Below are 24,533 nucleotides of genomic sequence, written 5' to 3'. Positions count from 1 at the left end.
ATCGTAAGTTTCGTCCGCATAATCAATATTGGAATATTGATTTTTCCTAGCGGCCGAGGGGGGATGTTTTTAAAACCGAGGATTCAATCATCGGGAGTTGTCAGCGACAGTAAAGGGCTTATTTCACAATAAGCCCTTTTACATGTCTACACGCCGTTTCTGCCGTAGATTACGACACTTTATCCAACGGCTGCTCCGTTTGGTCGCCATCTGTTAGATATTGAACAATACTCTCCGCCGCTTTGCGTCCGTCGGCGATGGCGGTAACCACTAAATCGGCCCCTCTTACCACGTCGCCTCCGGCGAAAATTTTCGGGTTACTGGTCTGGCAAGCGTAGTGGTTAAGGTGCGGCGCAACAATCACCCCGTAGCTATCTAAATTAACTCCCACATCGGTTAGCCACGGCATGGCGTGCGGCCGGAACCCAAATGCCATGACTACCGCATCGGCGGCTAACACAAATTCAGAGCCTTTAACCACCACCGGGCGGCGGCGGCCCGCGACATCCGGTTCACCCATTTCGGTTCTGACTAATTTAACGCCGCAAACCAGTCCTGATTCATCTAGTTCAAGGCAAACCGGCTGGACGTTAAACATAAACTCAACGCCTTCTTCCCGCGCGTTATTCACCTCTTTTTTCGAGCCCGGCATGTTGGCTTCATCCCGGCGATAGGCGCAGGTCACTGCGATTGCTCCCTGACGAACCGAAGTGCGCAGGCAGTCCATGGCGGTATCGCCACCGCCTAACACCACCACGCGTTTACCTGACATATCGATATACGGTTGCTCTTTCAGCTCCGGCAGATGCATCACTTTTTTGGTATTGGCAATCAGGAACGGCAGGGCATCGTATACGCCCGGCGCATCTTCGTTGTCTAAACCGGCGCGCATTGACTGGTAGGTTCCGACGCCCACAAATATTGCATCGAACTCGGCCAGAACCGACTCAATGCTGACGTCTTTGCCGATCTCGGTATTTAGCCGAAACTCAATGCCCATCCCGGTGAATACTTCACGGCGATGAATCATCACCTCTTTTTCTAACTTAAAGGAGGGAATACCAAACGTCAGCATGCCGCCGATTTCAGGATGACGATCGAACACCACGGCGTTAATGCCACGGCGGGCTAGAATATCGGCGCAGGCTAATCCGGCCGGACCGGCACCGACGATCGCTACGCGTTTATTGAGCGGCTTCACCTGAGAAACATCCGGGCGCCAGCCCATTTCAAAGGCGGTATCGGTGATGTAACGTTCAATATTACCCACCGTCACGCCGCCGAGTTTGCCTAGCGTACAGCTGCCTTCACACAGGCGATCCTGAGGGCAAACGCGGCCGCAGATTTCCGGCAGGCTACTGGTCTGGTGCGACAGCTCTGCGGCTTCAATAATCCGCCCCTGTTTCGCCAAGGTGATCCAGTGCGGGATACGGTTATGCAGCGGGCAGGTCCACTCACAGAATGCGTGATCGCCGCAGGAAATGCAGCGATCGCCCTGATTTTCGACCTGTTCCGGAGTGAAGCGTTTATAGATTTCAACAAATTCAGCTTTACGTAGCGCCAGATCTTTTTTGGTGGCATCGCCGCGCGGAACAATAATTTTGCCGGCCAGCGAATTGATTGCCGGTTTGGCGACGTACTCGGGCGCAGAGGCCGTCGTTGAGGGATCTTCGCGCAGGGCTGCACTCAGGCGCTTTTGCTGCTGGCTTTCAGCCAGATAGGCTTCATCGACCAGCTTCAGCGCCTTGGTCGGGCAGGCGGATACGCAGGCCGGGCTTTGGGCATCGTTGGCGCAAAGGTCGCACTTGTGCGCCGTGGTGCGCGTTTGATCCATATCGGCAAGCGTTATGGCTTCGTCAACCATACTAATGGCGCCAAACGGGCAGGCAAGTACGCAGGTTTTACAGCCGATACATTTTTGTTTATTTAACTGGACGCTGTCTTGTTCATGAGTCAGGGCATTGCTCGGGCAAACTTGAACGCATGGCGCATCATCACAATGGCGGCAGGTAACGGCCGTTCTGATATCAGCCGTTTTTATCACTTTGATTCTTGGCAAATACAGTTCCGGCAGCTCCGGGTGTTTTCCGTGGTTATGGGTCATTGCACACGCCACTTCACACACGCGACAGCCGATACAATTTTTTGCATCAGCGATGACAAAGCTGTTCATAAAATACTTCCTGTAATGTTTCCGTTATTGACGGATTCGGTAATTTATTGGGGATAAGCATTACTTTTATTATGGTTATGCTGTTTATCACAGTTGCCGCTATCAGGACAATAGAAAAAATGCTTGAAAGTCATATAGAAAAACCATAAATAAATTATGGTTAATTTTATGGGGGTGGGGGGTATTTTATTGATTAATCATGGGATAATAATGAATAACGTTAAAAACATGGCTTAGCTGATACGTTTCCGCTTGAGGTAAATTATTTCAAACGGAAACGTTTTATCATAACCAATAGCTTGTTATCTGAGCGTTTAAAAAATTACTCGCCAGACATGCCTAAGCTTTGAAGGAACTGCTCAACCGGCATTTTCTGCCCGTTTAGATCGATGATACCGTCAGCGTAATTAAAGCTAGACGTCAGTTCGTCGCCCTGTACGGTTAGAGTTTTCATTTCTGTTCCCATCGCGATCAGGTCTTTGACGGTCATATCGGCCGCGGCCTGAGCCTCTTCGGCACTCATTCCGTCAAAGGCTTGACTATTCATTTTCGCCTGTTCAGCGATCATGGGTACTGACAGATGAGTGGTGCTGCTAAATTGCTTAATCAACTGAGCGGCGAGCTGGCCTATATCGGTAAAATTCATTGATTCAGGGCGTTTTAACGTCAGGGACATATCTAGCTGGCTTTCGCCTTTTGCGTTTTTCCAGATTAACGGAGAAATGGCAATGGTCGGGTTACCCTCAAGGAACGTCATTAGCTGAGTCATTAACTGGTTATCGTCTAATGCCGATGCTGAAGAATTGCCCATGGCAGAATTCAGCAATAGCGCGGAGATCTGATTTGAGTTTTTATTAATGTAGCGTAGGGCATTACCGTCAAACTGATTCATTTTCAGCAGCATATGACCAGAGCCAAGATTGTGATTAGCAACGGTCAGATTACCAACCGTTGTATTCAGCGTTTGGTCAATGTTCTTATCGTCTTCCTTCACGTCACTACTGATCGTCAGGTCACTCACAGACAGCGTTGACTGACCATTGACCTCCTGAACGAAGCTCTTCATTTTGAAGTTAGCCAGACCAACGTTCATATCAAACTTACCGTTTTTCACGCTGCCGTTTAGTGCGATGTCTTTAAAGGTATAACGTTCCTGATGCTTTTCTTCATCCACCGCATTCATCACCACGTCACCGATATCGAGCGTCGAATCGATAACGTGGGTGGTGTTATCGATACTCCCTTCAAGATTCATTTTATTGACGTTTAATGACGAGCCTGATTCGGTTAATTCAATCGGCGTTGAGACAAAATTAAATCTGTTTTTATCTTTTTCCACCACGATGGTGCCATCAAAAGTAAGTCCGTTGAACTTAAGCGCACTGGCGGGATCTTGAGCGGTTTTGTCTTCCATTGGCGCGACGACCAGCTTAACGGCAGTGCTTCCGTCGTAGGAAGATAGCGCATTAACGGTCAACGGCGACTGGCCCTTTGACATATCAAACAGGGGTTTTATTGATTCAGTGTTAACTAATTCAATCGTTGAGTACGCCAGTTTAGGCACAAGGCTAAGCTTTTCTAGCGGGAATGGGCCATGGCTAACGTTTTGATTGATAGTCACATACTCTTTGGTTGCCGGGTCTGCGTTGACCTCAACGGGATCGGTAGCCACTTTAGCCGCCGGATCTACGGAAACCTCAACGGTGTAGGCGATCTGCGATGAAAAAATACCCCTTTGGTATTTAGCGATAGTTAGATTGCTATTCGCAGTAGGAAAGTATTTATTAACCTGCACCTTCGCTTCAATTAAACCTTGATTTATCTGGGTTTCAATTAATTTGCCGGTATACCAAGATGCGCCAACCCAGGCTCCGCCCAGAACTGCCAGCACGCCAACGGCAACGATCGATTTTTTCATAGCCATGTTCAATCCTATTTTCTATAACACGCGGTTTATAATAACGAAGGGTTTATGACAATTGGGAGCAGGGTAGCACAATTAAATATTCCCTTAAATACGGGCTTTTCATCCGTTGATTAGTAGCCAATCTGGCCTGATTTGCAATAATCATATAGCTATACTCAATGGTAATCGTAATAAGTCTCATCTGCAGTAAGATGGTAGTAATCCCAAACCTATCACAAAATGGCAGTGGTGATTGTGAGAGTATATAAAGGCTGTCTCTTATTCGGTTAACGATATTCCGATAGTGTTTAATTTAGCAGATTCAGGAGAAAACGATGGTTAGCATGCGTATAGAGAAAGATTCAATGGGGCCAATTGAAGTACCTGAAAACAGTCTATGGGGTGCCCAAACTCAACGATCTCTCGAACATTTCCGTATTTCCCAAGAGAAAATGCCAAAGGCATTAGTGCACGCATTGGCACAGGTTAAGCGTGCGGCCGCAACGGTAAATATGCAGCTGGGTTTGCTCGATAAAACCAAGGGAAACGCCATTATTAGCGCGGCGGATGAAGTGCTAGCCGATCGGCACAGCAACGAGTTTCCTCTGTCAATCTGGCAGACCGGATCCGGCACTCAAACTAACATGAATATCAACGAAGTTCTGGCCAACCGGGCAAGTGAAATTCTGGGCGGGAAGCGGGGGAACGACCGTTTAGTTCATCCTAACGATGACGTGAATAAGAGCCAAAGTTCGAACGACGTTTTTCCTACCGGTATGCACGTTGCTGCGGTTACGGCGATTCTGGAGCATTTGCTGCCTGAATTAAAAGCATTACATAAAACGCTGGCGGCCAAGGCTGAAGCCTACCGGGATATCGTTAAAATCGGGCGTACTCACTTACAGGACGCCACTCCGCTGACGCTGGGCCAGGAGGTTTCCGGCTGGGCGGCTATGCTGGCCTATAACCTCAAGCACATAGAACAGGCAGTTCCCCATCTTAGCGAACTGGCGTTAGGTGGAACCGCGGTGGGAACCGGGCTGAATACGCATCCTGAGTATGCCGTCAGGGTGGCGAACGAGCTGGCGTCACTGACGGGCCTACCGTTTGTGACTGCACCCAATAAGTTTGAAGCGCTGGCAACCTGTGATGCATTGGTTCACGCCCACGGCGCGCTGAAAGGCTTGGCGGCATCGCTGATGAAAATAGCCAACGATGTTCGCTGGCTGGCGTCGGGCCCGCGCTGTGGTATCGGTGAAATTGCTATTCCTGAGAACGAACCCGGCAGTTCAATTATGCCGGGTAAAGTGAATCCAACGCAGTGCGAAGCCGTCACCATGCTGTGCGCTCAGGTGATGGGAAACGACGTTGCGGTTAATATCGGCGGCGCATCGGGTAACTTCGAGCTTAACGTTTATCGCCCGATGATTATTGATAATTTCCTACAGTCAGTACGCCTGCTGGCCGACGGAATGAACAGCTTTAATAAGCACTGCGCGGTGGGTATTGAACCTAACCGGGACAGAATCAGCCAGCTGCTGAATGAATCGCTGATGCTAGTTACGGCGCTCAATACGCATATTGGCTACGATAAATCGGCCGAAATAGCGAAAAAGGCACACAAAGAAGGGCTAACCTTAAAAGCATCGGCGCTGAAGCTCGGCTACCTGACAGAGGCTCAGTTTGATGAGTGGGTAAGGCCTGAAGACATGGTCGGCAGCATGAAAAAGTAAAAGGATAGCCAGTCAATACAAGCCACCCGAAATAGAGGGTGGCTTGGTCTGAATTCCCATTAAGCGCAAAACATTGCCCCTCGGCCGCTAGATAAAGTCAATATTCCGACTTTCTTTTTGCGGACGAAACCTATACTGAACCAAAATTAAACGCTAACTCGCCAGCTAAAACCGATGACGATGGTGTAAATCTTGGGTTACGCTTTCCATTTTTCAACATGATAACAAGATGGTAGTTTGTCAGCAGCCTCCGAGGGATTGCCCCCGATACTTCCGCATCCATATCAGCTTGTAGGCCGCCGGTATAATAAACATAGACAGTAGCGGTGCGGTTATCATGCCGCCAATCATCGGCGCTGCAATACGGCTCATCACCTCAGAGCCCGCACCGGTGCCCCACAAAATGGGCAGTAAACCGGCGATAATCACCGAGACCGTCATGGCCTTAGGTCGAACCCGAAGTACCGCGCCATGGTATAGCGCATCGTCTAACGCCTTCTCGCTAAACGTTTCTGGTCGGCTCAGCGCCGGGTTGGCCTCTATGGCGTGGCGTAAATACATTAACATGACAACGCCAAACTCAGCGGCAAGGCCAGCTAACGCGATAAAGCCGGTGCCGGTGGCAACCGAGAAGTTAAATCCTAGCGAGTAAAGGAACCAAATTCCGCCGGTCAATGCGAAAGGGATGCTGGCAACGATCAGTAACGCTTCACTTAGGCGTCTGAAGGCAAGGTAAAGCAGAATAAAGATAATCATCAGCGTTGCCGGAACCATCAGCTTCAGCTTCTGATTGGCCCTTTCTAACAGCTGATACTGGCCGGTATAAGAGACGCTTGTTCCCGCTTTGAGCTGAACCTTCTCGCCAATCATTTGGCGAAGATCGTTAACCACTGACACCATATCCCGATCGCGCGTATCAATATAAATCCAGCTGGCAGGGCGGGCATTCTCGGTTTTTAACATCGGCGGGCCTGACACCACCTGGATGTCAGCCACGTCACCCAAGGTAATTTGCTGTTTCATCGGCGTTAATATCGGCAGTTGACGTAAAGCCTGCGGGCCGTTTCGGTAGCTTTGCGGATAGCGAATATTGATCGGGTAGCGGGCAATGCCTTCTACCGTTTCGCCAATCATTGCGCCGCCGATAGCGGAAGAGACATACAGCTGAACGTCTTCAATCGACAGGTTATAACGGGCGGCCCGTTGCCGATCGATATTCACGTCAATATAACGCCCACCAACCAGCCGCTCGGCAAGCGCTGAGACCACGCCGGGAACCTGCTTAGCGACGTCCTCTATTTGCTGCGCCGTGGCGTCGATATCGGCTAAGTTAGTCCCTGAAACCTTAATGCCAATCGGGCTTTTTACGCCGGTAGAGAGCATATCAATCCGGTTACGAATCGGCTGGACCCATAGGTTAGCCAGCCCGGGCAAGCGCACGGTCCGATCCAGCTCATCAACGATTTTGTCGATCGTCATGCCGCGCCGCCATTCGCTTTGCGGCTTTAGCTGGATGGTGGTTTCAATCATCTCCATTGGCGCGGAGTCGGTGGCCGTTTCAGCCTTGCCGGCTTTACCGAATACGGTCGCCACTTCGGGTATGGTCATAATCAGTTTATCGGTCGTTTGCAATAGCGCTGCCGCCTGTGCCGCCGATATGCCCGGTAACGTTGACGGCATATACAGTAAATCGCCTTCATTAATTGATGGCAGGAATTCGCCGCCAATTTTACTCAATGGCCACACGATGGTTGCCAGCGATAAAAACGCGATCAGCAGCGTGGTTTTCGGCCAGTGCAACACCTTAAGCAATAGCGGATGATACATTTTGATCAGAAGGCGATTGAGCGGATTGCCGCTTTCTGCCGGAATTTTTCCCCTGATCCAGAACCCCATGAGGATAGGAATAACCACAATGGCTAAACCGGCAGCACCGGCCATGGCATAGGTTTTAGTTAACGCCAGCGGCCCAAATAGTCGGCCTTCCTGACCTTCTAAGGTGAAAACGGGAATAAACGACAGGGTAATAATCAGCAGGCTGATAAACAGCGCTGGGCCGACTTCAACCGCCGCATTGGTAATGACGTCCCAGCGCGTTTGGTTATCTAACTCTTGCTGCGGATGATGACGCTGCCACTCTTCAATCTTTTTATGGGCATTTTCTATCATCACGATGGCGGCATCGACCATGGCCCCCACGGCGATAGCAATACCGCCTAGCGACATAATATTGGCATTGACCGCTTGAAAATGCATCACGATAAAGGCGATACACAGGCCTAACGGTAACGAGACGATCGCTACCAGCGCCGAGCGCACATGCCATAAGAACAGGGCACAGACCAACGCCACCACGATAAATTCTTCGAGTAGCTTGTAGCTTAGGTTATCGATGGCCCGGTCAATCAGTTGGCTACGGTCATAGGTGGTAATAATCTCAACGCCTTCAGGAAGGCTGGACTTCAGCGAATCTAACTTGATTTTGACCGCCTCAATCACCCGCCGGGCATTTTCGCCGGAGCGCAACAGAACCACGCCGCCAGCAACGTCACCTTCACCGTTGAGTTCAGCCACGCCTCGACGCATTTCTGGCCCGATTTGCACCCGGGCCAGATCGCGTAAATAGATCGGAACGCCGTTTTCACCGCTTTTTAATACAGTATGGTTGAAGTCGTCCAGCGACTGAAGATAGCCGCTGGCTCTGACCATATACTCAGCTTCGGCTATTTCAATGGCTGAGCCACCGGCTTCCTGATTCGATACCCCGATCGCCCGTTTAACGTCACCAAGGGTAACGCCATACTGCGCCAACTTTAGCGGATCGACGATAATTTGATATTGCTTAACCGCGCCGCCCACCGACGCCACTTCCGCCACGTTAGCAATGGTTTTCAGTTCAAATTTTAAAAACCAGTCTTGCAGTGAACGCAGCTCAGCGAGGTCATGTTTACCGCTACGGTCAACTAATGCATATTCAAAGATCCAGCCGACGCCAGTGGCATCGGGGCCTAGCTCTGAGGTAACGCCATTCGGCAGTTTTCCCTGTACCTGATTTAAATACTCAAGCACCCGCGAACGAGCCCAATACAGGTCGGTGCCGTCTTCAAAAATGACATACACGTAAGAGTCTCCGAAGGCAGAAAACCCCCGTACGGTTTTTGCACCGGGAACCGACAGCATGGTGGTGGTTAACGGATAGGTGACCTGATTTTCAACAATTTGAGGTGCCTGACCGGGGTAACTGGTTTTAATAATAACCTGAACGTCAGACAGGTCCGGAAGGGCGTCAACGTTGGTGTTGACAATGGTCCAGCCGCCCCAAACGCTAAGCAATAGCACCCCCATCATCACCAGAAAACGATTGGTAACCGAGCGGCGAATAATCCATTCAATCATCATCGTTTCCTTTAATGGCTTGAGTGTTGTAATGGCTGAGGCTGTTTGTCTGCAGGGCTATCTACCACGGTATCTTTCTGCCGCATACGCGCCAGAGCGCCTGAAATGTTGGCTTCAGAGTCAATCAAAAACAGGCCGCTGACCACCACCGTTTCACCTTCTTCCAGACCGGATAACAGGGCGGTTTGCTGCTGTGACTCATGAAACACTTTGATTAACTTTGGTACAAACCGGCCTTCAGCGCTTAAGGTAATCACCCGCTGTTCATCGCCGGAATCAATCACCGCCTGAGACGGAATCAAAGGCATGGTGTCGCTTTGACTATTGACGGTCATCACCGCATTCATGCCGGGTTTGAGCAGTTCATTGGGGTTATCCAACGCGAGGCGAACCTGCTGGGTGCGGGTAATGGGGTCAACGCTGGGCAGCACGTCCCACTTCAGGATCTTGAATGATTTATCCGGATAGGCAGGAATATGAATCTTAAACTGCGTCGCGTTGTTTAACAGATAAGAAGAGGACTCCGGTATGGCGGCATTAAGCCAGATAGGGCTAACGCCCTGAATTTTAGCGACCACCTTATCTTTAGATATATTCATTCCGCTGCGCAGGTCAAATGCGGTGATGACGCCGTCCATCGGGGCTTTAATCACAAAATGCGTTTGGGCCTTTTTGGTTTTACGCAGTTGGGCAATCTCTTCATCAGACATTCCGGCCAGCCGTAGCCGCTCTAAAATGCCCTTGATTTGCACGGCAGAAGCGCCGGTTTCTGCCAACAGAAGATATTCACTCTGGGCTTCAACCCATTGAGGAATGGTTAATTCAATCAACGGTGTGCCTTTTTTAACTTTATCGCCGATGGTTAATGGATAGACTTTTTCGATAAATCCGTCAGATCGCGCCTGAACAATGGCATATTGATACTCATTAAAGTTCAGGCTTGCCGGAACGGTCAGGGCGTAGTTCAACTTGCCATACACCACCTTTTCGCTGCGTAAGCCAAGGTTTTGAGTCAGGATTGGATCGATTCGGATCCCGTCTTTGCTCTGGGCATTATCATCGTCTTCATCAACATATTTGGGCACTAAATCCATATCCATAAACGGAGACTTGCCCGGTTTATCAAACTTGGTATTCGGGTACATGGGGTCATACCAGAACAGGGCTTTACGCTCAGCCGTTGCGGTATTTTGTGACGGCTGCCCAATATAGGCGTGGATCCCGGTGGTGATAACGCCGCCAATGAATAAGCTACCGACGATTAATGTGATGTTTTTAACGGTTGTCGAGGCCATAGTTATTCCTGAATTAGCTATTGCTGCAAGGCTACTGAGCCAAAGCAATCTTTTTTAGCTGAGAAATATTGCCAGCCTGAACGAAGTCCAGCGCAACCTGATTGCCAACCTGAATCTCGGCAATCATGGCCGGATCGTCAAAGGTGAAGCGCATGGTCATGGCCGGCCAGTTAATTGCCGGAATAGGGTCGTGGGCAATGGTGACTTTGTTGTTGTCCAGATCGATCAGTTTAACCACGCCCTTGGTACTGATAACCGTTTGCCGTGCGCTTGGCGATGCCGATGGGTGCATTCCGTGATCCTGCGCGGCGCCGGCGGTAAAGGCGATGGGGCCTGAAAGCAGGCTAACGATAATCAGCGTTAGTAATTGATTCATTATTCACTCCGGTTTCAACATGAAAATAAACAAGGTTACTCAACCCAGCCGCCGCCTAATGCAGTGAATAGATTGATTTCATTAATTTGTTGGTCATATTTAAGGTCGGTTAAGGTTTGTCGGGCGCTAAACAGCGTTCGCTCGGTATCCAGTATTTCGAGATAGCTAATGGCCCCGTTGTCATACAACACGTTGGCCCGGCGTAGGGTAGTTTGCAGGGAATTCAGATAGCGCCGCTGAGCCTCTATGCGTTGAGCAATGGAATCTCTCAGAGATAGCGCATCGGCAACCTGTTTAAACGCGTTCTGAATTTTCTGTTCATAGGTCACTACCGACATTTGTTGGCGAATTTCTGCCAGTGACAAATTGGCCCTGTTCTTACCACCGTCAAAAATTGGTATTGATATTTTAGGAATGAAATTCCACAGCCCGCTGGCAGAGTCAAACAGGCTGGAAAGGTCAGTACTGCTACCGGTAGCACTGCCGGTTAACGATATTGACGGGAAGAATGCCGCTCGAGCCGCGCCAATATTGGCATTTCCGGCCATTAATAAGCGTTCAGCCTCAACGATGTCAGGGCGCTGCAACAAAATGTCTGATGATAAATTTGCCGGAAGCGTCACCATTGAAACCGGTTGAGCCGCGCTCGTTACCGGTTCGGCGGGCAGAGAATATTGACCGACAACCAGCTGTAGTGCGTTGTTGGCCTGAGACAGTTCACCCCGGCGTTTAGCTATATCGCTGCGGGCGGTTTCTATTTGGCCGCGAGCCTGTTCTAGCGCCAGTAACGTAGAGTTACCAACGCGGGTTCGTTGTTCAATAAACCGATAAGAGCGCTGATAGTTGAGCAATGCTTGATTGGCAATATTGAGTTGCGCCTCGGTCCGGCTGCGGTTCATATAGCTTTGCGCAACGTTAGAGACCACCAGAATATGCACCGCTCGCTGAGCCTGCTGACTGGCGAAAAAACGCTGCTGTTCGGCTTCGCTCATATTTTTCAACCGGCCAAAGAAATCCAGCTCAAAGCTAAGGGCCATGCCCACGCTGTACTGATGGGTAGTGGTTGACTGACTGTCAAAGCCGCCGCTATAGGTCGCGTTAGAAGAGCCATTAAGCTGTGGATAGCGCTCGGCATCGATGAGGCTATATTGCGCCGCCGCCTCGGCAACTTTCAGGCTGGCGGTTCTCAGGTCTTGATTATGTGTCAGCGAAAGGGCAATAACCTGCTTTAACTGAGGCGACAGGAAAAAGCTACGCCAGCCGGTATCCTCCATTCCGGTTGATTCAACCAGCGCATTGCGGCTCGCTGAAAAAGAGTTGGGTACCGGCATATCTGGCCGTTGATAGCCGGGAGCCAGAGAGGTGCAGCCAGCCAGCGCCAACAGCGTAATTAATGCTACGTTTTTCAGTTTACACATAATTAGCCCTGTTCACCGCAACGCCATATTGGCCTGATTGTTATAAGATGGCAGTGTATACAGCGGGCTCTGTTTAATAGATGACAGCTTAATGACAATTTTGTCATTTTCACGATATCACCCGGATATCGTCTAGAATGGTCCTGAATACGGCACAGGCCAAGCGGAGGCAGAATGAAACTGTTAGTGGTAGAAGATGAGGCTAAGACCGGCGAATACCTGTGTAAGGGGTTAACGGAGTCGGGCTTTGTTGTCGATCTGGCGGATAATGGAATGACCGGATATCACCAGGCGATAACCATGGAATACGACTTAATCATTCTGGACATCATGCTGCCTGACATTGACGGCTGGAACGTGGTTAAACTGTTGCGGGCTGCAGGCAAGAACGTGCCGATCCTGTTACTGACCGCACTCGGCAATATTGAACATCGGGTAAAAGGGCTGGAGTTAGGCGCTGATGACTATCTGGTAAAACCGTTCGCCTTCGCCGAACTGCTGGCCAGAGTCAGAACCCTGCTTCGACGAGGCGCTTTTGCCATGGTGGAAAACCAGTTTCAGCTTGCTGACTTAGAGATAGACTTAATCAAACGCAGGGTCACTCGCTCCGGCGCTAAAATTGTCCTGACCGGAAAAGAGTTTTCACTGCTAGAGTTTTTTATCCGCCATCAGGGTGAAGTATTGCCCCGTTCGCTCATTGCATCGCAGGTATGGGATATGAATTTTGATAGCGATACCAACGCGATCGACGTAGCGGTTAAACGGCTGCGCGCTAAAATTGATAATGACTTTGAGCCGAAGCTGATCCAAACGGTCAGGGGAATTGGCTATGTGTTAGAGGTGGCCGATGAAGACTAGCCTAGGCCACTTCGCACGCAGGCCATTATCACTGACTTTCCGCTTAACCCTGTTTATTAGCATCATGGCGATTGCCGCGTTTTCCGTTTTTAGCTGGGTAACTATCCGCTCGGTTGAGCAACATTTTGAAGAGCAGGATATTAACCAACTGCAAGAGTTAAGCGCCACGCTGAGTCGGTTCTTAGGCGATAATAATCTACCCGAAGCAACGCGCATTGAGAAGGTCACTAACGCCGTTTCTCAACAGGTTAACGCTTACCTCTATCTGGAAAATCAACGGCATCAGCGCCTGTTTCAGTCACCGGGCGGCCCGGATTTTCAGCAGATAATCAAACAGAATCCGACCAACGCGGTACATGCGCTGACTTGGAGTGAGGAACGCGCTCAGCCTCAATCTCATTCCGGCGACGACAGCGGTCATGAGCCCCAGTCGGCAGGCTATCGGGTAATGAGCTTACCGATACCAACCGTTATCAACGGGCAGGCAACGCACTATCGGATGGTGATTGCGCTCTCGATCAATTTTCATCTGCACTACATTCAAGAGTTAACCCGTAGCTTAAGCGTAGCCGCACTGCTTATTTGCCTAATTATCGTACTGATTGTACGCATTGCGGTGTATCAGGGGCACGCGCCGCTGCGTCGCGTTAGTAAGACCATTAAAAGCATTACCTCCGATAATCTGGACGTGCGCTTGCAGCCCAATGAGGTTCCGATTGAGCTACAGCAGCTGGTAGTCTCCTTTAACTCAATGATTGAACGCATTGAAGACGTGTTTAAACGACAGTCTAACTTCTCGGCGGATATCGCCCACGAAATACGAACCCCGATCACCAATTTAGCCACACAGACTCAAATCGCACTGAGCCAGAACCGGAGCGCAGAGGACTATCAGGAAGTTCTGTATTCCAATCTGGAAGAGTATGAACGCATGGCAAAAATGGTCAGCGACATGCTGTTTCTGGCTCAGGCCGATAACCATTTGCTGATCCCCGAAAGCGAAATCATCGATTTGAACGTTGAGATCGGCAAAGTGTTTGAATATTTTGAGGCTTGGGCTGAAGAAAAGGGCGTAACGCTATGTTTGGTTGGCAATGCTGCGCCAATTAAGGGCGATGTGCTGATGCTACGTCGGGTGATTAACAACCTCCTTTCCAACGCGGTTCGCTATACGCCGCAGGGGAAATGCGTAATAGTGACGCTGTCACAAATAGTTGGCGGCGTAAACATGTCATTTGCCAATCCGGGCTTAGATATTTCTGCTGAACACCTTCCCCGGCTCTTTGACCGCTTTTATCGGGTTGACCAGTCTCGACAACGCAAAGGTGAAGGTAGCGGAATTGGGCTGGCTATTGTTAAATCGATTATTGAGGCCCATCGAGGTAAAGTGACCGTAACGTCAAATTCAGGCGTAACTGAATTCACGGTCTCGATGCCCCAATGATCAAAAATATTCACGGTTGTTATTATGATTCCTAATGATAACAACGCGGGCATAGCCTACACTCAAAAAACAGGCCTCAACGAGACGTTCCATGCAAAATGAAAAGCAGCGCGTTGCTTTAGTATCTATGCTGGCAAGTGGCCTGCTGGCTATCGGTAAGTTTACCATCGGGCTATTCACCGGAAGCATTGGTTTAATCTCCGAAGGGATCCATTCGTCTTCTGACTTCATTGCTACCGTTATTACCTGGTGGGCTGTCCATATCAGCGATAAACCCGCCGATGACAATCATCACTATGGCCATGGAAAAATGGAGAGTATGGCGGCGCTGTTTGAAGTTGCGCTACTATTCGGTGCCGCAGGGTGGATAGCCTATGAAGCCGTTCAGCGTTTAATGGGGGAACCCCACGAGATTATTGCCGCGCCGGTAGTGATAGCCATACTGCTGGTCTCTATTGTGGTTGATTTTTTCCGCGTTCGGGCGTTGCGCCGCGTGGCTAAAAGCACCAATAGCCCGGCGCTCGAAGCCGATGCGCTGCACTTTTTCTCCGATATGCTGGCATCGGGCGTGGTATTGATCGGTATCGTATTTGTTACCTTTGGCTTTTTAAAAGCGGATGCTATTGCCGCTATTATCGTTGCCTGCTTTATATTTAGCGCGGCAGCCACTTTAGGTAAACGTTCATTTGATTCACTGGTCGATACCGCCCCGGCCGGAACCGAAGCTAAAATAGCCTCGCTGATGAAAGGCTTCCCTGAGGTGATTGAAATTGAACGAACCCGGGTGCGTAATGCTGGCCCGATGCTGTTTATTGAACTCACGCTGGCGGTCAGCCGTGGGCTCCCGTTGGAGCTGGTTAGCGAACTAAAAGATCACATTACGCTTAAACTACAGCAAAATTTGAATAACGCTGAAATTACCCTGATCGCCCGGCCTCGTTCTGAAAGCAGTGAAACGATCGCAACGCGGGTGAGGATCATCGCGGCTAATCTCGACCGGGCTATTCATCGGTTAACTATACTGCAACTGCCGGATCGATTATCAATCAGCTTTGATTTAGAACTCGAGGCAGACTTAAGCCTGGAGCAGTCAAACACCCTTGTGCGTATTCTTGAGGAAGCAATCCGTACGGAGCTGGGGCCGCAGATTGAAATTGATACTCATATTGAGCCCATTGTGGCTAACTGGTTGGAAGGGCGAGACGCCAGCGCCGAAAGGCAACGCGAGTTTGAGAATGCGCTATATTTGGCGTCTGGCGATAGTGGTCAGGGTGATAAAATCCATAATGTCCGGGTCCGTGAAACAAAACAGGGACTAATTATCTATTTCAATTACTGTCTACCGTCACACATGGCGGTTAACGATATTCATACTTCAGTCGATCGGGTAGAAAGAGTTATCCGCTCCAGCTTTCCGGACGTATTTCGCGTTATTGGCCATGCGGAACCGTTGAAATAGCGCATGGATCAGCATGACTAATCCACTACCATTTAATATATTTAATACATAAAACAAAACCTACCTAAAATAGGTATGTTTTGTTTTACATATTAGTTGAGTAATTATTGCTCTTATCATGGTCAGCGCCGAAATAGTTGAAAACAACAGGTTATGCATTACCTATTCAATGCATAACGCCTGTTAAATCGGTGTTGTAAAATAAGCACTAAAAAGCACAATGACACATCAGTCTAAGTTTGGACTTCCAGCTGAGGTGTCATTTTGTTATCTTGAAAGCGTAGTTTTAGTAGTGAGGTATATGTGAAGTAATCATATAAATATTCATGTACATAAGCATTATATTAACATTACACTCATATTCACATATACCGATTAACCGTTTGACCATTGATGATATCAAAATGCTTGATAATATAAAATTAATGAAACTGAAAGCAGAAAAGCCATTAGAGAGTATATGGCGGATTGTGAATGCGTTGACAGGTAAGGGCACTAAACACCTTGAGCACGAAGAGTTCATTTTTAATCATTATAATGAGCGTAATGAGTCTGAGCACTATGTTTATGTGGTGTCGAGCGGTAGCATTCAATTATATCAGGGTGAAGGTGGATTACTGGTTGGTGTTTCAGATGCGCCACTGGTATTGGGCCTGTTGAAATCGAAGTATACGTTTAATGCTTATACTTTTGAACTAGATAGCAATAGCGTTATTGAGAGAATACCTTACGAAACGGCTATATCTATCATTAAGCATGATGACCTTTTAGACGATTTGCTGGCTTATCTGGCCTTTATTAGTGACTGCCACACCTATCGTGAAACGGTTTTCATTCAAGATTCAACGTATAAAGTACTTTGCTTATTACTGATGGAGTTAAGCTATAAGCCTTTAGAAGAACGCCTAAAGATAAGCGTAATCGCCTACATAATGAAGCGAAGCAGCATGTCCAGAAGCGGGGCGCTAAGAATGCTTTCTGCGCTACGGGAAGGGGGGTATATTGATATGCAAAAAGGCAAACTAATAAACGTTTGTAAATTATTCCCTGATAATTTTTAAATTAATTCTGAGCACAGATTTAATTTTTTAATAACTAGTACGGATGTAGTAATTATATTGATATAGTAACTGTATGGTAATTATGTAGTTATGCTTTATGTTTTTTAAAATAATAAGTTAGAAATAGTGCAAACCCTTTATCATGTGAAAAATCACAAGGAAATTTTATGTTCTATAATAAAATAGACTGTCCATATTGTAATGATTCTAATCATATTAGAAAACATGGATTAGGACGTTCTGGCTACCAGCGTTATTTTTGTTCTTCTTGTCATAAAACATTTCAAAAGAAATATGTTTATGCCGGATGGGTTAATAATTTAAAAGCTAAAGAGCTATCCCAAGAATCAAAGTTGTAAAATGTAATATCCACATTATGCAGCATAAAAATAGGTCACACGAATATTTATATTTATGTGGCCTATTTTAATTGTTAAATCAAATGTTATTCCACCAATGAAATCGCTGGCATAATTAATTCAATAGATAACCTATTAGAAATTATGCTGTCTATGATTGAAATCTATCGTATTCCGCGTATTTCTGCGCCGCCGCGAGCGCTGATTTTCCCATGCTATTGAATCTATGCCACATAGCCGGGTGTGACGCTCAGGCGTGGGTCTATCAGGTATGCTGGGCCATTTTTCGAAGTTTTCCAAACGGTTCATTGACACGGGTGAACGGATAAAAGACGGCCTTAGACAATATATTGAACCTATTAAAAACGCATTGGCTGAGATACTCAAAAACATCAAGTCAAGGTCGAGTTTGTGAATAAATATAGCTTGATGAATTGTCTTCCTTCCTTGTCTTTCATGTCATAAGAAATTCAGGTAACCAGAATATTTATAACAACGCATTAATGCTATTTAAATAAATTAGCTGTTGCCATTAACCCCCAATTGTCAGTCATCCATATAGCTATTCATCAACACGTAGCGCAATGAGTGTGATATTAAACTCGCGTATCTGAAGCAAGTTATCAACGCTGAATGAATAAATTAATCCATATAGCTAATGCATTTTAGCGTTATATATCCATGGTGAAAGTTATGATCTAAGAGTAACCGTTGATAGTTCTAACAATAAACTTAGTGCGCTAGTATGGTACCATCCAAAATAATGGAAGCGTTGATCATCACACTACGTTAAGTCAGTGATATTGAGTTGCAGCGTAATTCTCATTCAAATAGAAGACGTCGAAATATCGCGAGTTCCTTGCGGATGAAGCTCGCTATTTTAATCAGCTGAAATAACCAGCTCTTTCTATTAACTTCAACTTTGACGGATGCTTAAAGGAAAGAGTATTGGGTGAAAGCTTCAAGCTTTAGCTTCGGGTAAGCGGGCCAGATAGCGGCCGATAAACAGGGCACCGACCAACATGGCGCACAGAAATACCGATAATCCATTCCAACCGTAATTGTGCCAGAAAAACCCGCCCAGCGTTCCGGCAATGCTTGAACCGACATAGTAAAAGAACAGGTACAGGGCTGAAGCCTGGCCTTTTGCCCGCTTGGCTCGTTTGCCAATCCAACTGCTGGCAACCGAATGAGCGCCGAAAAATCCGCTGGTAAATAGCATCATGCCGCTAAGAACCAACCACACTGACGAAAACAGGCTAATCAGCACGCCAGCCAGCATAATACCAATCGACGACAGCAAAACCGGGCCGCGGCCAAAGCGCTGGGTTAGCGTTCCGGCCTTTGGCGAACTATAGGTTCCCGTCAGGTAGACAACCGATAGCAAACCAACCATCGCCTGACCAATAAAATAGGGCGCTTCCATCAGCCGGTAACCAATATAGTTAAACAGCGTCACAAAGCTTCCCATCAGCAGAAAGCCTTCGGCAAACAGCAATGGCAATCCGCGATCGTGCCAGTGTAAACGGAAGTTAATCAATAAGGTTCTCGGGCGAAGGGACGATGCTCTGAAATGGCTGGATGCCGGAAGTATTCGCCAAAACACGATGGCTGCAATCAGCGCTATGACCCCAATGCCGCCGAGGGTAACCCGCCATGAAAAGAAGTCAGTTATTACCCCGCTGAGCAGCCGCCCGCTCATGCCGCCGATAGAGTTCCCGCTGATATAAAGCCCCATGGCGAAGGCCACGTGCATCGGATCGATCTCTTCGCTCAGGTAAGTCATCGCAACGGCAGCTACGCCGCTCAGCGCTAGCCCCACAAGCGCCCGCATAATTAAAATGCCCTGCCAGCTGGTAGTCAGTGAGCTGGCAATCGTCAGGATTGCGGCCAGCATGAGCGCGGTAACCATCACCGGTTTACGCCCGATGGCGTCAGAGATAGGGCCGGTAAACAGTAAACCCACCGCCAGCATGCCGGTCGCAACCGATAGCGAAAGGCTACTACTGGCCGGTGAAATATTGAAGTCTTGCGATAGCACGGGAAGAATTGGCTGAACGCAATACAGCAGTGCAAACGTCGCCAGACCGGCAGAGAACAGGGCCATGGTCACGCGGGTAAACTCCGACGTGCCCCGGACGATAAAAGGCGAGCGAACCCGGCCAGATTTAGCGACCATTTGTGTATCCGATATGGAACTATTATCGGTCGGTGATTCATCAGGCGTACTGTTGTTATTGAGCTTAGGCGGTATCACTCTAGTTCCTCCGTCGGGAATGGCTTAATCAAGAAAAACAAGACCGATGATTCTGTCTACGGATTGGTGACAAATCGGTTTTGCTAAACGATAATCAATAACGTTAATGACAGCGTACCTATTTTTAGCATAGGCTCGATTCAGTAAACACAATTTATTGGTAAAAGGATCAAACGGTTGACGTAGAGAAATAAAAGCGACACCCTATCAATCGACCTATCGCTATCAATAATAATATGGGTTTCTTCATGATACATCTTGTTATGCACAACTCCCGATAACATTGTTAGCTATTTTGTCATTTTTTTATGTGTAAACAGGAGTAGAAGCGTGAACAGAGAAGGCCAACCGGGGCATATTGACCATATTAAGCAGACCAACACGGGTGCGGTATATCGGTTAATCGACCTATATGGTCCTATTTCTCGCATCGAGCTGTCTAAAGTATCCAATTTAGCGCCCGCCAGTATCACTAAAATCGTCCGTGAATTGTATGATGCCCACTTGGTAAAAGAGACTGAATTTAATGAAGTCGGTAGCCGCGGTCGCCCGGCCGTTGGCATTGAGCTCGACACCCAAGCCTGGCATTATCTGACAGCCCGTATTCATCATGGTTGCCTGACGCTGGCCCTACGGGACTTAAGCAACCTGATCATTGTTGAAGAACAAATCGACCTGCCGATTGATAACAGCTCATCGCTGCTGGACCGGATTGTCTATCTGGTTGAGTCGTTTTTTACCCGACATCAAAAACGCCTTGAACGCCTGACGGCCATTGCCATTACGCTACCGGGAATTATTGATGCCACCACGGGCATCGTCCATAAAATGCCGTTCTACAACGAAGAGAATGTGCCACTCGGGCCAAGGCTGCGTCAGCGTACCGGTTTGCCGGTATTTATTCAGCAAGACGTTTGCGCCTGGACCATCAGCGAAGCGCTATATGGCGCTTCTCAGGGCTGCCAGAACGTGATTCAGATAGTGATTGATGACGTAGTCGGCGCGTCGGTTATTAGCGGTGGTCGGGTGCTTCATATTGATTCCAGCAGCCGCATTGAAATCGGCCACACCCAGATCGATCCTAACGGTAAACCCTGTTATTGCGGTAATCATGGCTGCCTCGAAACGATCGCCAGCATCGGTAGCATTCTTGAGCGCGCCCAGCAACAGCTGCCGCTATACCCGAAATCACTGATGCATTACCGTGCCGTCACCATAGAAAATTTATGCGATGCCGCCAACAAAGGCGACATTTTGGCGCAGAATATCATCAACCATGTTGGTACTAGCGTAGGGCAAATCGTTGCCGTCATGGTCAATATTTTCAACCCTGAAAAAATTCTGATTGGCTCACCGCTAAATGCGTCAGCGGCGATCCTCTACCCGGCGATTGAAAAGTGTATTCACCAACAGTCGCTGCCCCAGTACAGCAGCCCGATTCATATAGAACCCACCCGATTTATGAATAAAGGCACCATTCCCGGCGCTGCATTAGTCAAAATGGCTTTATATAACGGTTCGCTATTAGTGAAATTACTTCAGGGATAATCTGTTTTAGCTCGGTCAAACAGTCCAAACACTGCGTATCTATATAACGTATTGTTTTTAAGAATTTTATTTATCTGTTTTAGTAAAAATTGAGCTAACGCAATCTATTGAACTGAGGCATAGCCTAGACTTTTGCTATTAGGACTGCCTCTGTTAGTCCATTCACCCCTGAAACGTTGATTTAAACCCCGTGGATTATTTTCATCAACCGTTTCGATTAAAGGTTCCGGAGCAATTCTTTTTATGCAGAATCGATTTTTTGTTACCGGTACGTGTACTGAAGTAGGTAAAACGGTCGTTTCCCGAGCCTTGCTACAGTCACTGATTAAGCAGGGTAAGCGCGCCATTGGCTATAAGCCTATTGCCATTGTTGCCTCACACCACACTGATGATGGCAGCCGCAATCGTGATGCGACGATCCTTCAGGCATCATCATCCGTCAATGTACCTTATAAAGACATTAACCCAATCGTGATTAAAGATCATGCCGCGCTGACCTATAGCGAGCATCCGCTGGACTATTCCCACTTATCATCAGGGTTACATAAACTACAGGCACAGTCAGACTGCGTTGTGGTTGAAGGCATTGGCGGCTGGCGTTTTTTACTCAACGGTATGCGGCCCATTTCAGAGTGGGTGATTGAAGAGCAAATACCGGTTATTCTGGTCGTGGGTATTCAACATGGCTGTATTAATCACGCCATACTGACGGCAGAAGCTATCGCTCACGACGGGCTGAATATTGCCGGTTGGGTTGCTAATCGAATTAACCCGGGTTTGTCGTATTACGCAGAAACAATTAGTGCATTGAAACAAAATATACGGGCACCGCTACTCGGTGAGCTTCCTTATATTTGCCGTCCTGAAGAGCGAGATCTCAGCCAGTTTATCGATTTAAACCTGATTAAGCGATCGTAGCGGATATGGGTTAGCTACCGGTATAGCCTATTCTCAAATCGTTTATTTTTTATTTCACCATCGGGTAATGCATTGGCTATAGTAGTTTTCTGTTGAAAATAGAACTTATCCAAAATACAAACGGGAGAAAACAGCATGATTGTTTTGGTTACCGGCGCGTCAGCCGGATTCGGTACCGCCATCGTCAGAAAATTTATTGCTCAGGGGCATCGGGTTATTGGTGCAGCGCGTCGTTTAGATCGTCTGCAGCAGTTAAAAAGTGAGCTAGGCGATAATTTTCTGCCCGTCGAGCTGGACGTTAGCGACCGTGAAAAAGTGCTGAGCGTACTGAAAAATCTCCCTGCTGAATTCAAACAAATCGATTTACTGGTGAACAATGCAGGGCTGGCCTTGGGCCTTGAGACGGCAGATAAGGCCAATTTTGACGACTGGATGACCATGATTAATACCAACGCTATCGGTCTGGCCTCGGTCACCCACGCGATTCTGCCGATAATGACCGCCCAGAACCGCGGCCACGTTATCAATATTGGCTCCGTGGCCGGAAGTTACGCGTATCCGGGCGGCAATGTATACGGTGCCACTAAAGCCTTTGTGAAGCAGTTTAGCCTGAATTTACGCGCTGATCTTGCCGGTACGGCTATTCGGGTAACCGACGTAGAGCCCGGCCTGTGCGGCACGACCGAATTTTCCAACGTACGCTTTAAAGGCGATGACGATAAAGCCGCCAAGGTTTATGAGAATGTTCAAGCGTTAACCGCCGATGACATTGCTGAAACCGTATTCTGGATCGCTACCCAGCCAGCTCACGTGAATATCAACCGCATTGAGATGATGCCGGTGGCACAAAGCTTTGGCCCAATGAACGTGTCGAGAGCGAAGTAAGCTACAACACACGATTTAATCGCAAAACGGGGCCTTGCTATCAGATTCGGCAGGCGCTCTGTATCTTTTATACGCTGCAATATTGGGTTTTAGATAACGCTCAGACTTCGAGCCGAGAGGCCTGAGCGTTATTAGCGTTGAAAACACCTCTAGTGACAATGTCACAAAATTGCGTTAACGCTTCATATTCACCGCTACGGCCATTGGTCAACGCATCGCCCATAGATTTGCGGTGGTTATTTGGCGCTTTCACGACTAATCTACTAATTTAATATTTCGCTGAACAACTTCTCTGAACCGTGATGAAGTTCCGCCGCAGGCGGCCCAAAGCTAAGAGGTAGCAATCGATGAGTGACAGCATTCGCGTAGGGTTAATCGGTTATGGCTATGCCAGTAAAACGTTCCATGCTCCGCTAATTTCAGGCACACCGGGAATGACGCTGGCGGTGGTATCCAGCAGTGATGCCGCCAAAGTCCATACGGACTGGCCCGAGGTGCAGGTTTGTTCTGACCCGGATGATATTTTTAACGATCCTACGATCGATCTGGTTGTGATCCCAACGCCGAACGACAGCCATTTTCCGCTGGCAAAAGCGGCGCTGAACGCCGGTAAACACGCGGTGGTTGATAAACCATTTACCGTGACCTTAGCGCAGGCGCGTGAGCTTGATGCACTGGCGAAGGAGAAAAAACGGCTACTTTCGGTATTTCATAACCGCCGTTGGGACAGCGACTTCCTGACGCTTAACGCGTTATTACAGCAGGGATCACTCGGCGATATTGTCTATTTTGAATCGCATTTTGATCGCTATCGCCCGCAGGTACAAAAGCGCTGGCGTGAACAGGCCGGCAAAGGAAGCGGCATCTGGTACGATATTGGCCCACATTTGGTCGATCAGGCCATTAGGCTTTTTGGTTTGCCACAAAGCCTTACCGTTGATTTGGCCCGGCTGCGCCCCGGTGCTGAAACCAGTGATTATTTCCATGCCGTACTGGCTTATCCTCAACGTCGGGTGGTGCTTCACGGCACCATGATGGCGGCGGCGGAATCAGCGCGTTACATCGTTCACGGCACTCAAGGTAGCTACGTGAAATACGGTCTCGACCCGCAGGAAGATCGGTTGAAGTCAGGAGTACGCTTGCCGCAAAAAGGCTGGGGCGAAGATACGCGCGACGGAATACTGACCCTAAACCAAGGTGATGCGATGACCCAACGGTCACTCAAAACGGCGGACGGAAACTACCCGGCATATTATGCCGCTATTCGCGATGCAGTAATGGGTAAGGGTGACAACCCCGTCACGGCTAACGAAGCGATTCAGGTAATGGCGTTGATTGAGCTGGGGTTAGAGTCGGCAAAGCTGCAGGCTACGATGAACGTTGTTTGAATAAATAACGACGTACGTTTGGTTCGAGAAGGGCTGAAAATGAGGGGAAGGGCTAAAGT

18 protein-coding genes are annotated in these 24,533 nt (G+C 48.3%); 10 read left to right on the top strand and 8 right to left on the bottom strand.

Features of this window, described 5'->3' with window-relative positions:
• Window positions 1–169: 169 nt before the first annotated feature.
• Both aegA and GVI43_RS08195 read right to left on the bottom strand, forming a co-directional pair.
• Complete coding sequence (gene aegA, locus GVI43_RS08200; RefSeq protein ID WP_159566376.1) at window positions 170–2,173, bottom strand: formate-dependent uric acid utilization protein AegA; 2,004 nt, start codon at window positions 2,171–2,173, stop codon at window positions 170–172.
• Between the two features lie 322 nt (window positions 2,174–2,495).
• Complete coding sequence (locus GVI43_RS08195; protein WP_159566375.1) at window positions 2,496–4,097, bottom strand: YdgA family protein; 1,602 nt, start codon at window positions 4,095–4,097, stop codon at window positions 2,496–2,498.
• A 317-nt stretch (window positions 4,098–4,414) separates the two neighbouring features.
• Here GVI43_RS08195 and fumC point away from each other — a divergent pair, with 317 nt between their 5' ends.
• Window positions 4,415–5,812 carry a class II fumarate hydratase gene (gene fumC, locus GVI43_RS08190; protein WP_159566374.1) on the top strand — a complete coding sequence of 466 codons (1,398 nt, stop codon included), beginning with the start codon at window positions 4,415–4,417 and terminating at the stop codon, window positions 5,810–5,812.
• Between the two features lie 240 nt (window positions 5,813–6,052).
• Here fumC and GVI43_RS08185 read toward each other — a convergent pair whose 3' ends face one another.
• Genes GVI43_RS08185 through GVI43_RS08170 form a run of 4 tightly spaced genes read right to left on the bottom strand, consistent with a single transcriptional unit; the run spans window position 6,053 to window position 12,297 of the window.
• The gene (locus GVI43_RS08185) at window positions 6,053–9,208 is read right to left on the bottom strand and encodes a CusA/CzcA family heavy metal efflux RND transporter (protein WP_159566457.1); all 3,156 of its coding nucleotides are present in this window, start codon (window positions 9,206–9,208) and stop codon (window positions 6,053–6,055) included.
• A gap of 11 nt (window positions 9,209–9,219) precedes the next feature.
• Window positions 9,220–10,503, bottom strand: coding sequence for an efflux RND transporter periplasmic adaptor subunit (locus GVI43_RS08180; protein ID WP_159566373.1), 1,284 nt, complete (start codon window positions 10,501–10,503; stop codon window positions 9,220–9,222).
• A 31-nt stretch (window positions 10,504–10,534) separates the two neighbouring features.
• Complete coding sequence (locus GVI43_RS08175) at window positions 10,535–10,879, bottom strand: copper-binding protein (RefSeq protein ID WP_159566372.1); 345 nt, start codon at window positions 10,877–10,879, stop codon at window positions 10,535–10,537.
• Window positions 10,880–10,914: 35 nt separating this feature from the next.
• A complete protein-coding gene (locus GVI43_RS08170; protein WP_159566371.1) occupies window positions 10,915–12,297 on the bottom strand; it encodes a Cu(I)/Ag(I) efflux RND transporter outer membrane protein in 1,383 nt (460 codons plus the stop codon).
• A 174-nt stretch (window positions 12,298–12,471) separates the two neighbouring features.
• On the opposite strand from GVI43_RS08170, the gene GVI43_RS08165 reads away from it, so the two are divergent.
• The 5 genes from GVI43_RS08165 (at window position 12,472) to GVI43_RS16060 (ending at window position 17,478) form a co-directional block, all read left to right on the top strand.
• On the top strand, window positions 12,472–13,155 hold the full coding sequence (locus tag GVI43_RS08165) for a copper/silver response regulator transcription factor (protein WP_159566370.1): 684 nt from the start codon (window positions 12,472–12,474) through the stop codon (window positions 13,153–13,155).
• Window positions 13,145–14,599 (top strand): Cu(+)/Ag(+) sensor histidine kinase, encoded by a 1,455-nt coding sequence (locus tag GVI43_RS08160; protein WP_159566369.1) that lies wholly within the window; start codon window positions 13,145–13,147, stop codon window positions 14,597–14,599. Before GVI43_RS08165 ends, GVI43_RS08160 begins: the two co-directional genes overlap by 11 nt.
• A 91-nt stretch (window positions 14,600–14,690) precedes the next feature.
• Window positions 14,691–16,058: a cation diffusion facilitator family transporter gene (locus GVI43_RS08155; protein ID WP_159566368.1), complete on the top strand. Its 1,368-nt coding sequence runs from the start codon at window positions 14,691–14,693 to the stop codon at window positions 16,056–16,058.
• A gap of 404 nt (window positions 16,059–16,462) precedes the next feature.
• Window positions 16,463–17,119, top strand: a complete 657-nt coding sequence (locus tag GVI43_RS08150; protein ID WP_159566367.1) for a helix-turn-helix domain-containing protein — start codon at window positions 16,463–16,465, stop codon at window positions 17,117–17,119.
• 167 nt (window positions 17,120–17,286) lie between these two features.
• A complete protein-coding gene (locus tag GVI43_RS16060) occupies window positions 17,287–17,478 on the top strand; it encodes a transposase-like zinc-binding domain-containing protein (protein ID WP_425482134.1) in 192 nt (63 codons plus the stop codon).
• Between the two features lie 961 nt (window positions 17,479–18,439).
• On the opposite strand, the gene GVI43_RS08145 is transcribed toward GVI43_RS16060, so the two are convergent.
• Window positions 18,440–19,657, bottom strand: a complete 1,218-nt coding sequence (locus GVI43_RS08145; RefSeq protein ID WP_159566456.1) for an MFS transporter — start codon at window positions 19,655–19,657, stop codon at window positions 18,440–18,442.
• Window positions 19,658–20,065: 408 nt separating this feature from the next.
• On the opposite strand from GVI43_RS08145, the gene mlc reads away from it, so the two are divergent.
• The 3 genes from mlc to GVI43_RS08130 all read left to right on the top strand — a co-directional run bounded on the left by mlc (window position 20,066) and on the right by GVI43_RS08130 (window position 23,086).
• Window positions 20,066–21,283 (top strand): sugar metabolism global transcriptional regulator Mlc, encoded by a 1,218-nt coding sequence (mlc, locus tag GVI43_RS08140; protein WP_159566366.1) that lies wholly within the window; start codon window positions 20,066–20,068, stop codon window positions 21,281–21,283.
• A gap of 243 nt (window positions 21,284–21,526) precedes the next feature.
• Window positions 21,527–22,201: a dethiobiotin synthase gene (gene bioD / locus GVI43_RS08135; RefSeq protein ID WP_159566365.1), complete on the top strand. Its 675-nt coding sequence runs from the start codon at window positions 21,527–21,529 to the stop codon at window positions 22,199–22,201.
• Window positions 22,202–22,336: 135 nt separating this feature from the next.
• Complete coding sequence (locus GVI43_RS08130) at window positions 22,337–23,086, top strand: SDR family oxidoreductase (RefSeq protein ID WP_159566364.1); 750 nt, start codon at window positions 22,337–22,339, stop codon at window positions 23,084–23,086.
• 100 nt (window positions 23,087–23,186) lie between these two features.
• Here GVI43_RS08130 and GVI43_RS08125 read toward each other — a convergent pair whose 3' ends face one another.
• Window positions 23,187–23,339: a hypothetical protein gene (locus GVI43_RS08125; RefSeq protein WP_159566363.1), complete on the bottom strand. Its 153-nt coding sequence runs from the start codon at window positions 23,337–23,339 to the stop codon at window positions 23,187–23,189.
• Between the two features lie 94 nt (window positions 23,340–23,433).
• On the opposite strand from GVI43_RS08125, the gene GVI43_RS08120 reads away from it, so the two are divergent.
• Entirely contained in the window at window positions 23,434–24,474 is a 1,041-nt protein-coding gene (locus GVI43_RS08120) for an oxidoreductase (RefSeq protein WP_159566362.1), read from the top strand.
• Window positions 24,475–24,533 lie beyond the last annotated feature (59 nt).

The sequence above is a fragment of the Budvicia diplopodorum genome, from assembly GCF_009800925.1.
GTDB lineage: Bacteria > Pseudomonadota > Gammaproteobacteria > Enterobacterales > Enterobacteriaceae > Budvicia > Budvicia diplopodorum.
This window is presented reverse-complemented; position numbering and strand designations above follow the sequence as displayed.

Bases quoted from the DNA above. Each gene is read 5' to 3' on its own strand.
- aegA (WP_159566376.1), bottom strand. From the start codon at position 2,173: ATGAACAGCTTTGTCATCGCTGATGCAAAAAATTGTATCGGCTGTCGC.
- GVI43_RS08195 (WP_159566375.1), bottom strand. From the start codon at position 4,097: ATGGCTATGAAAAAATCGATCGTTGCCGTTGGCGTGCTGGCAGTTCTG.
- fumC (WP_159566374.1), top strand. From the start codon at position 4,415: ATGGTTAGCATGCGTATAGAGAAAGATTCAATGGGGCCAATTGAAGTA.
- GVI43_RS08185 (WP_159566457.1), bottom strand. From the start codon at position 9,208: ATGATTGAATGGATTATTCGCCGCTCGGTTACCAATCGTTTTCTGGTG.
- GVI43_RS08180 (WP_159566373.1), bottom strand. From the start codon at position 10,503: ATGGCCTCGACAACCGTTAAAAACATCACATTAATCGTCGGTAGCTTA.
- GVI43_RS08175 (WP_159566372.1), bottom strand. From the start codon at position 10,879: ATGAATCAATTACTAACGCTGATTATCGTTAGCCTGCTTTCAGGCCCC.
- GVI43_RS08170 (WP_159566371.1), bottom strand. From the start codon at position 12,297: ATGTGTAAACTGAAAAACGTAGCATTAATTACGCTGTTGGCGCTGGCT.
- GVI43_RS08165 (WP_159566370.1), top strand. From the start codon at position 12,472: ATGAAACTGTTAGTGGTAGAAGATGAGGCTAAGACCGGCGAATACCTG.
- GVI43_RS08160 (WP_159566369.1), top strand. From the start codon at position 13,145: ATGAAGACTAGCCTAGGCCACTTCGCACGCAGGCCATTATCACTGACT.
- GVI43_RS08155 (WP_159566368.1), top strand. From the start codon at position 14,691: ATGCAAAATGAAAAGCAGCGCGTTGCTTTAGTATCTATGCTGGCAAGT.
- GVI43_RS08150 (WP_159566367.1), top strand. From the start codon at position 16,463: ATGCTTGATAATATAAAATTAATGAAACTGAAAGCAGAAAAGCCATTA.
- GVI43_RS16060 (WP_425482134.1), top strand. From the start codon at position 17,287: ATGTTCTATAATAAAATAGACTGTCCATATTGTAATGATTCTAATCAT.
- GVI43_RS08145 (WP_159566456.1), bottom strand. From the start codon at position 19,657: ATGGTCGCTAAATCTGGCCGGGTTCGCTCGCCTTTTATCGTCCGGGGC.
- bioD (WP_159566365.1), top strand. From the start codon at position 21,527: ATGCAGAATCGATTTTTTGTTACCGGTACGTGTACTGAAGTAGGTAAA.
- GVI43_RS08130 (WP_159566364.1), top strand. From the start codon at position 22,337: ATGATTGTTTTGGTTACCGGCGCGTCAGCCGGATTCGGTACCGCCATC.
- GVI43_RS08120 (WP_159566362.1), top strand. From the start codon at position 23,434: ATGAGTGACAGCATTCGCGTAGGGTTAATCGGTTATGGCTATGCCAGT.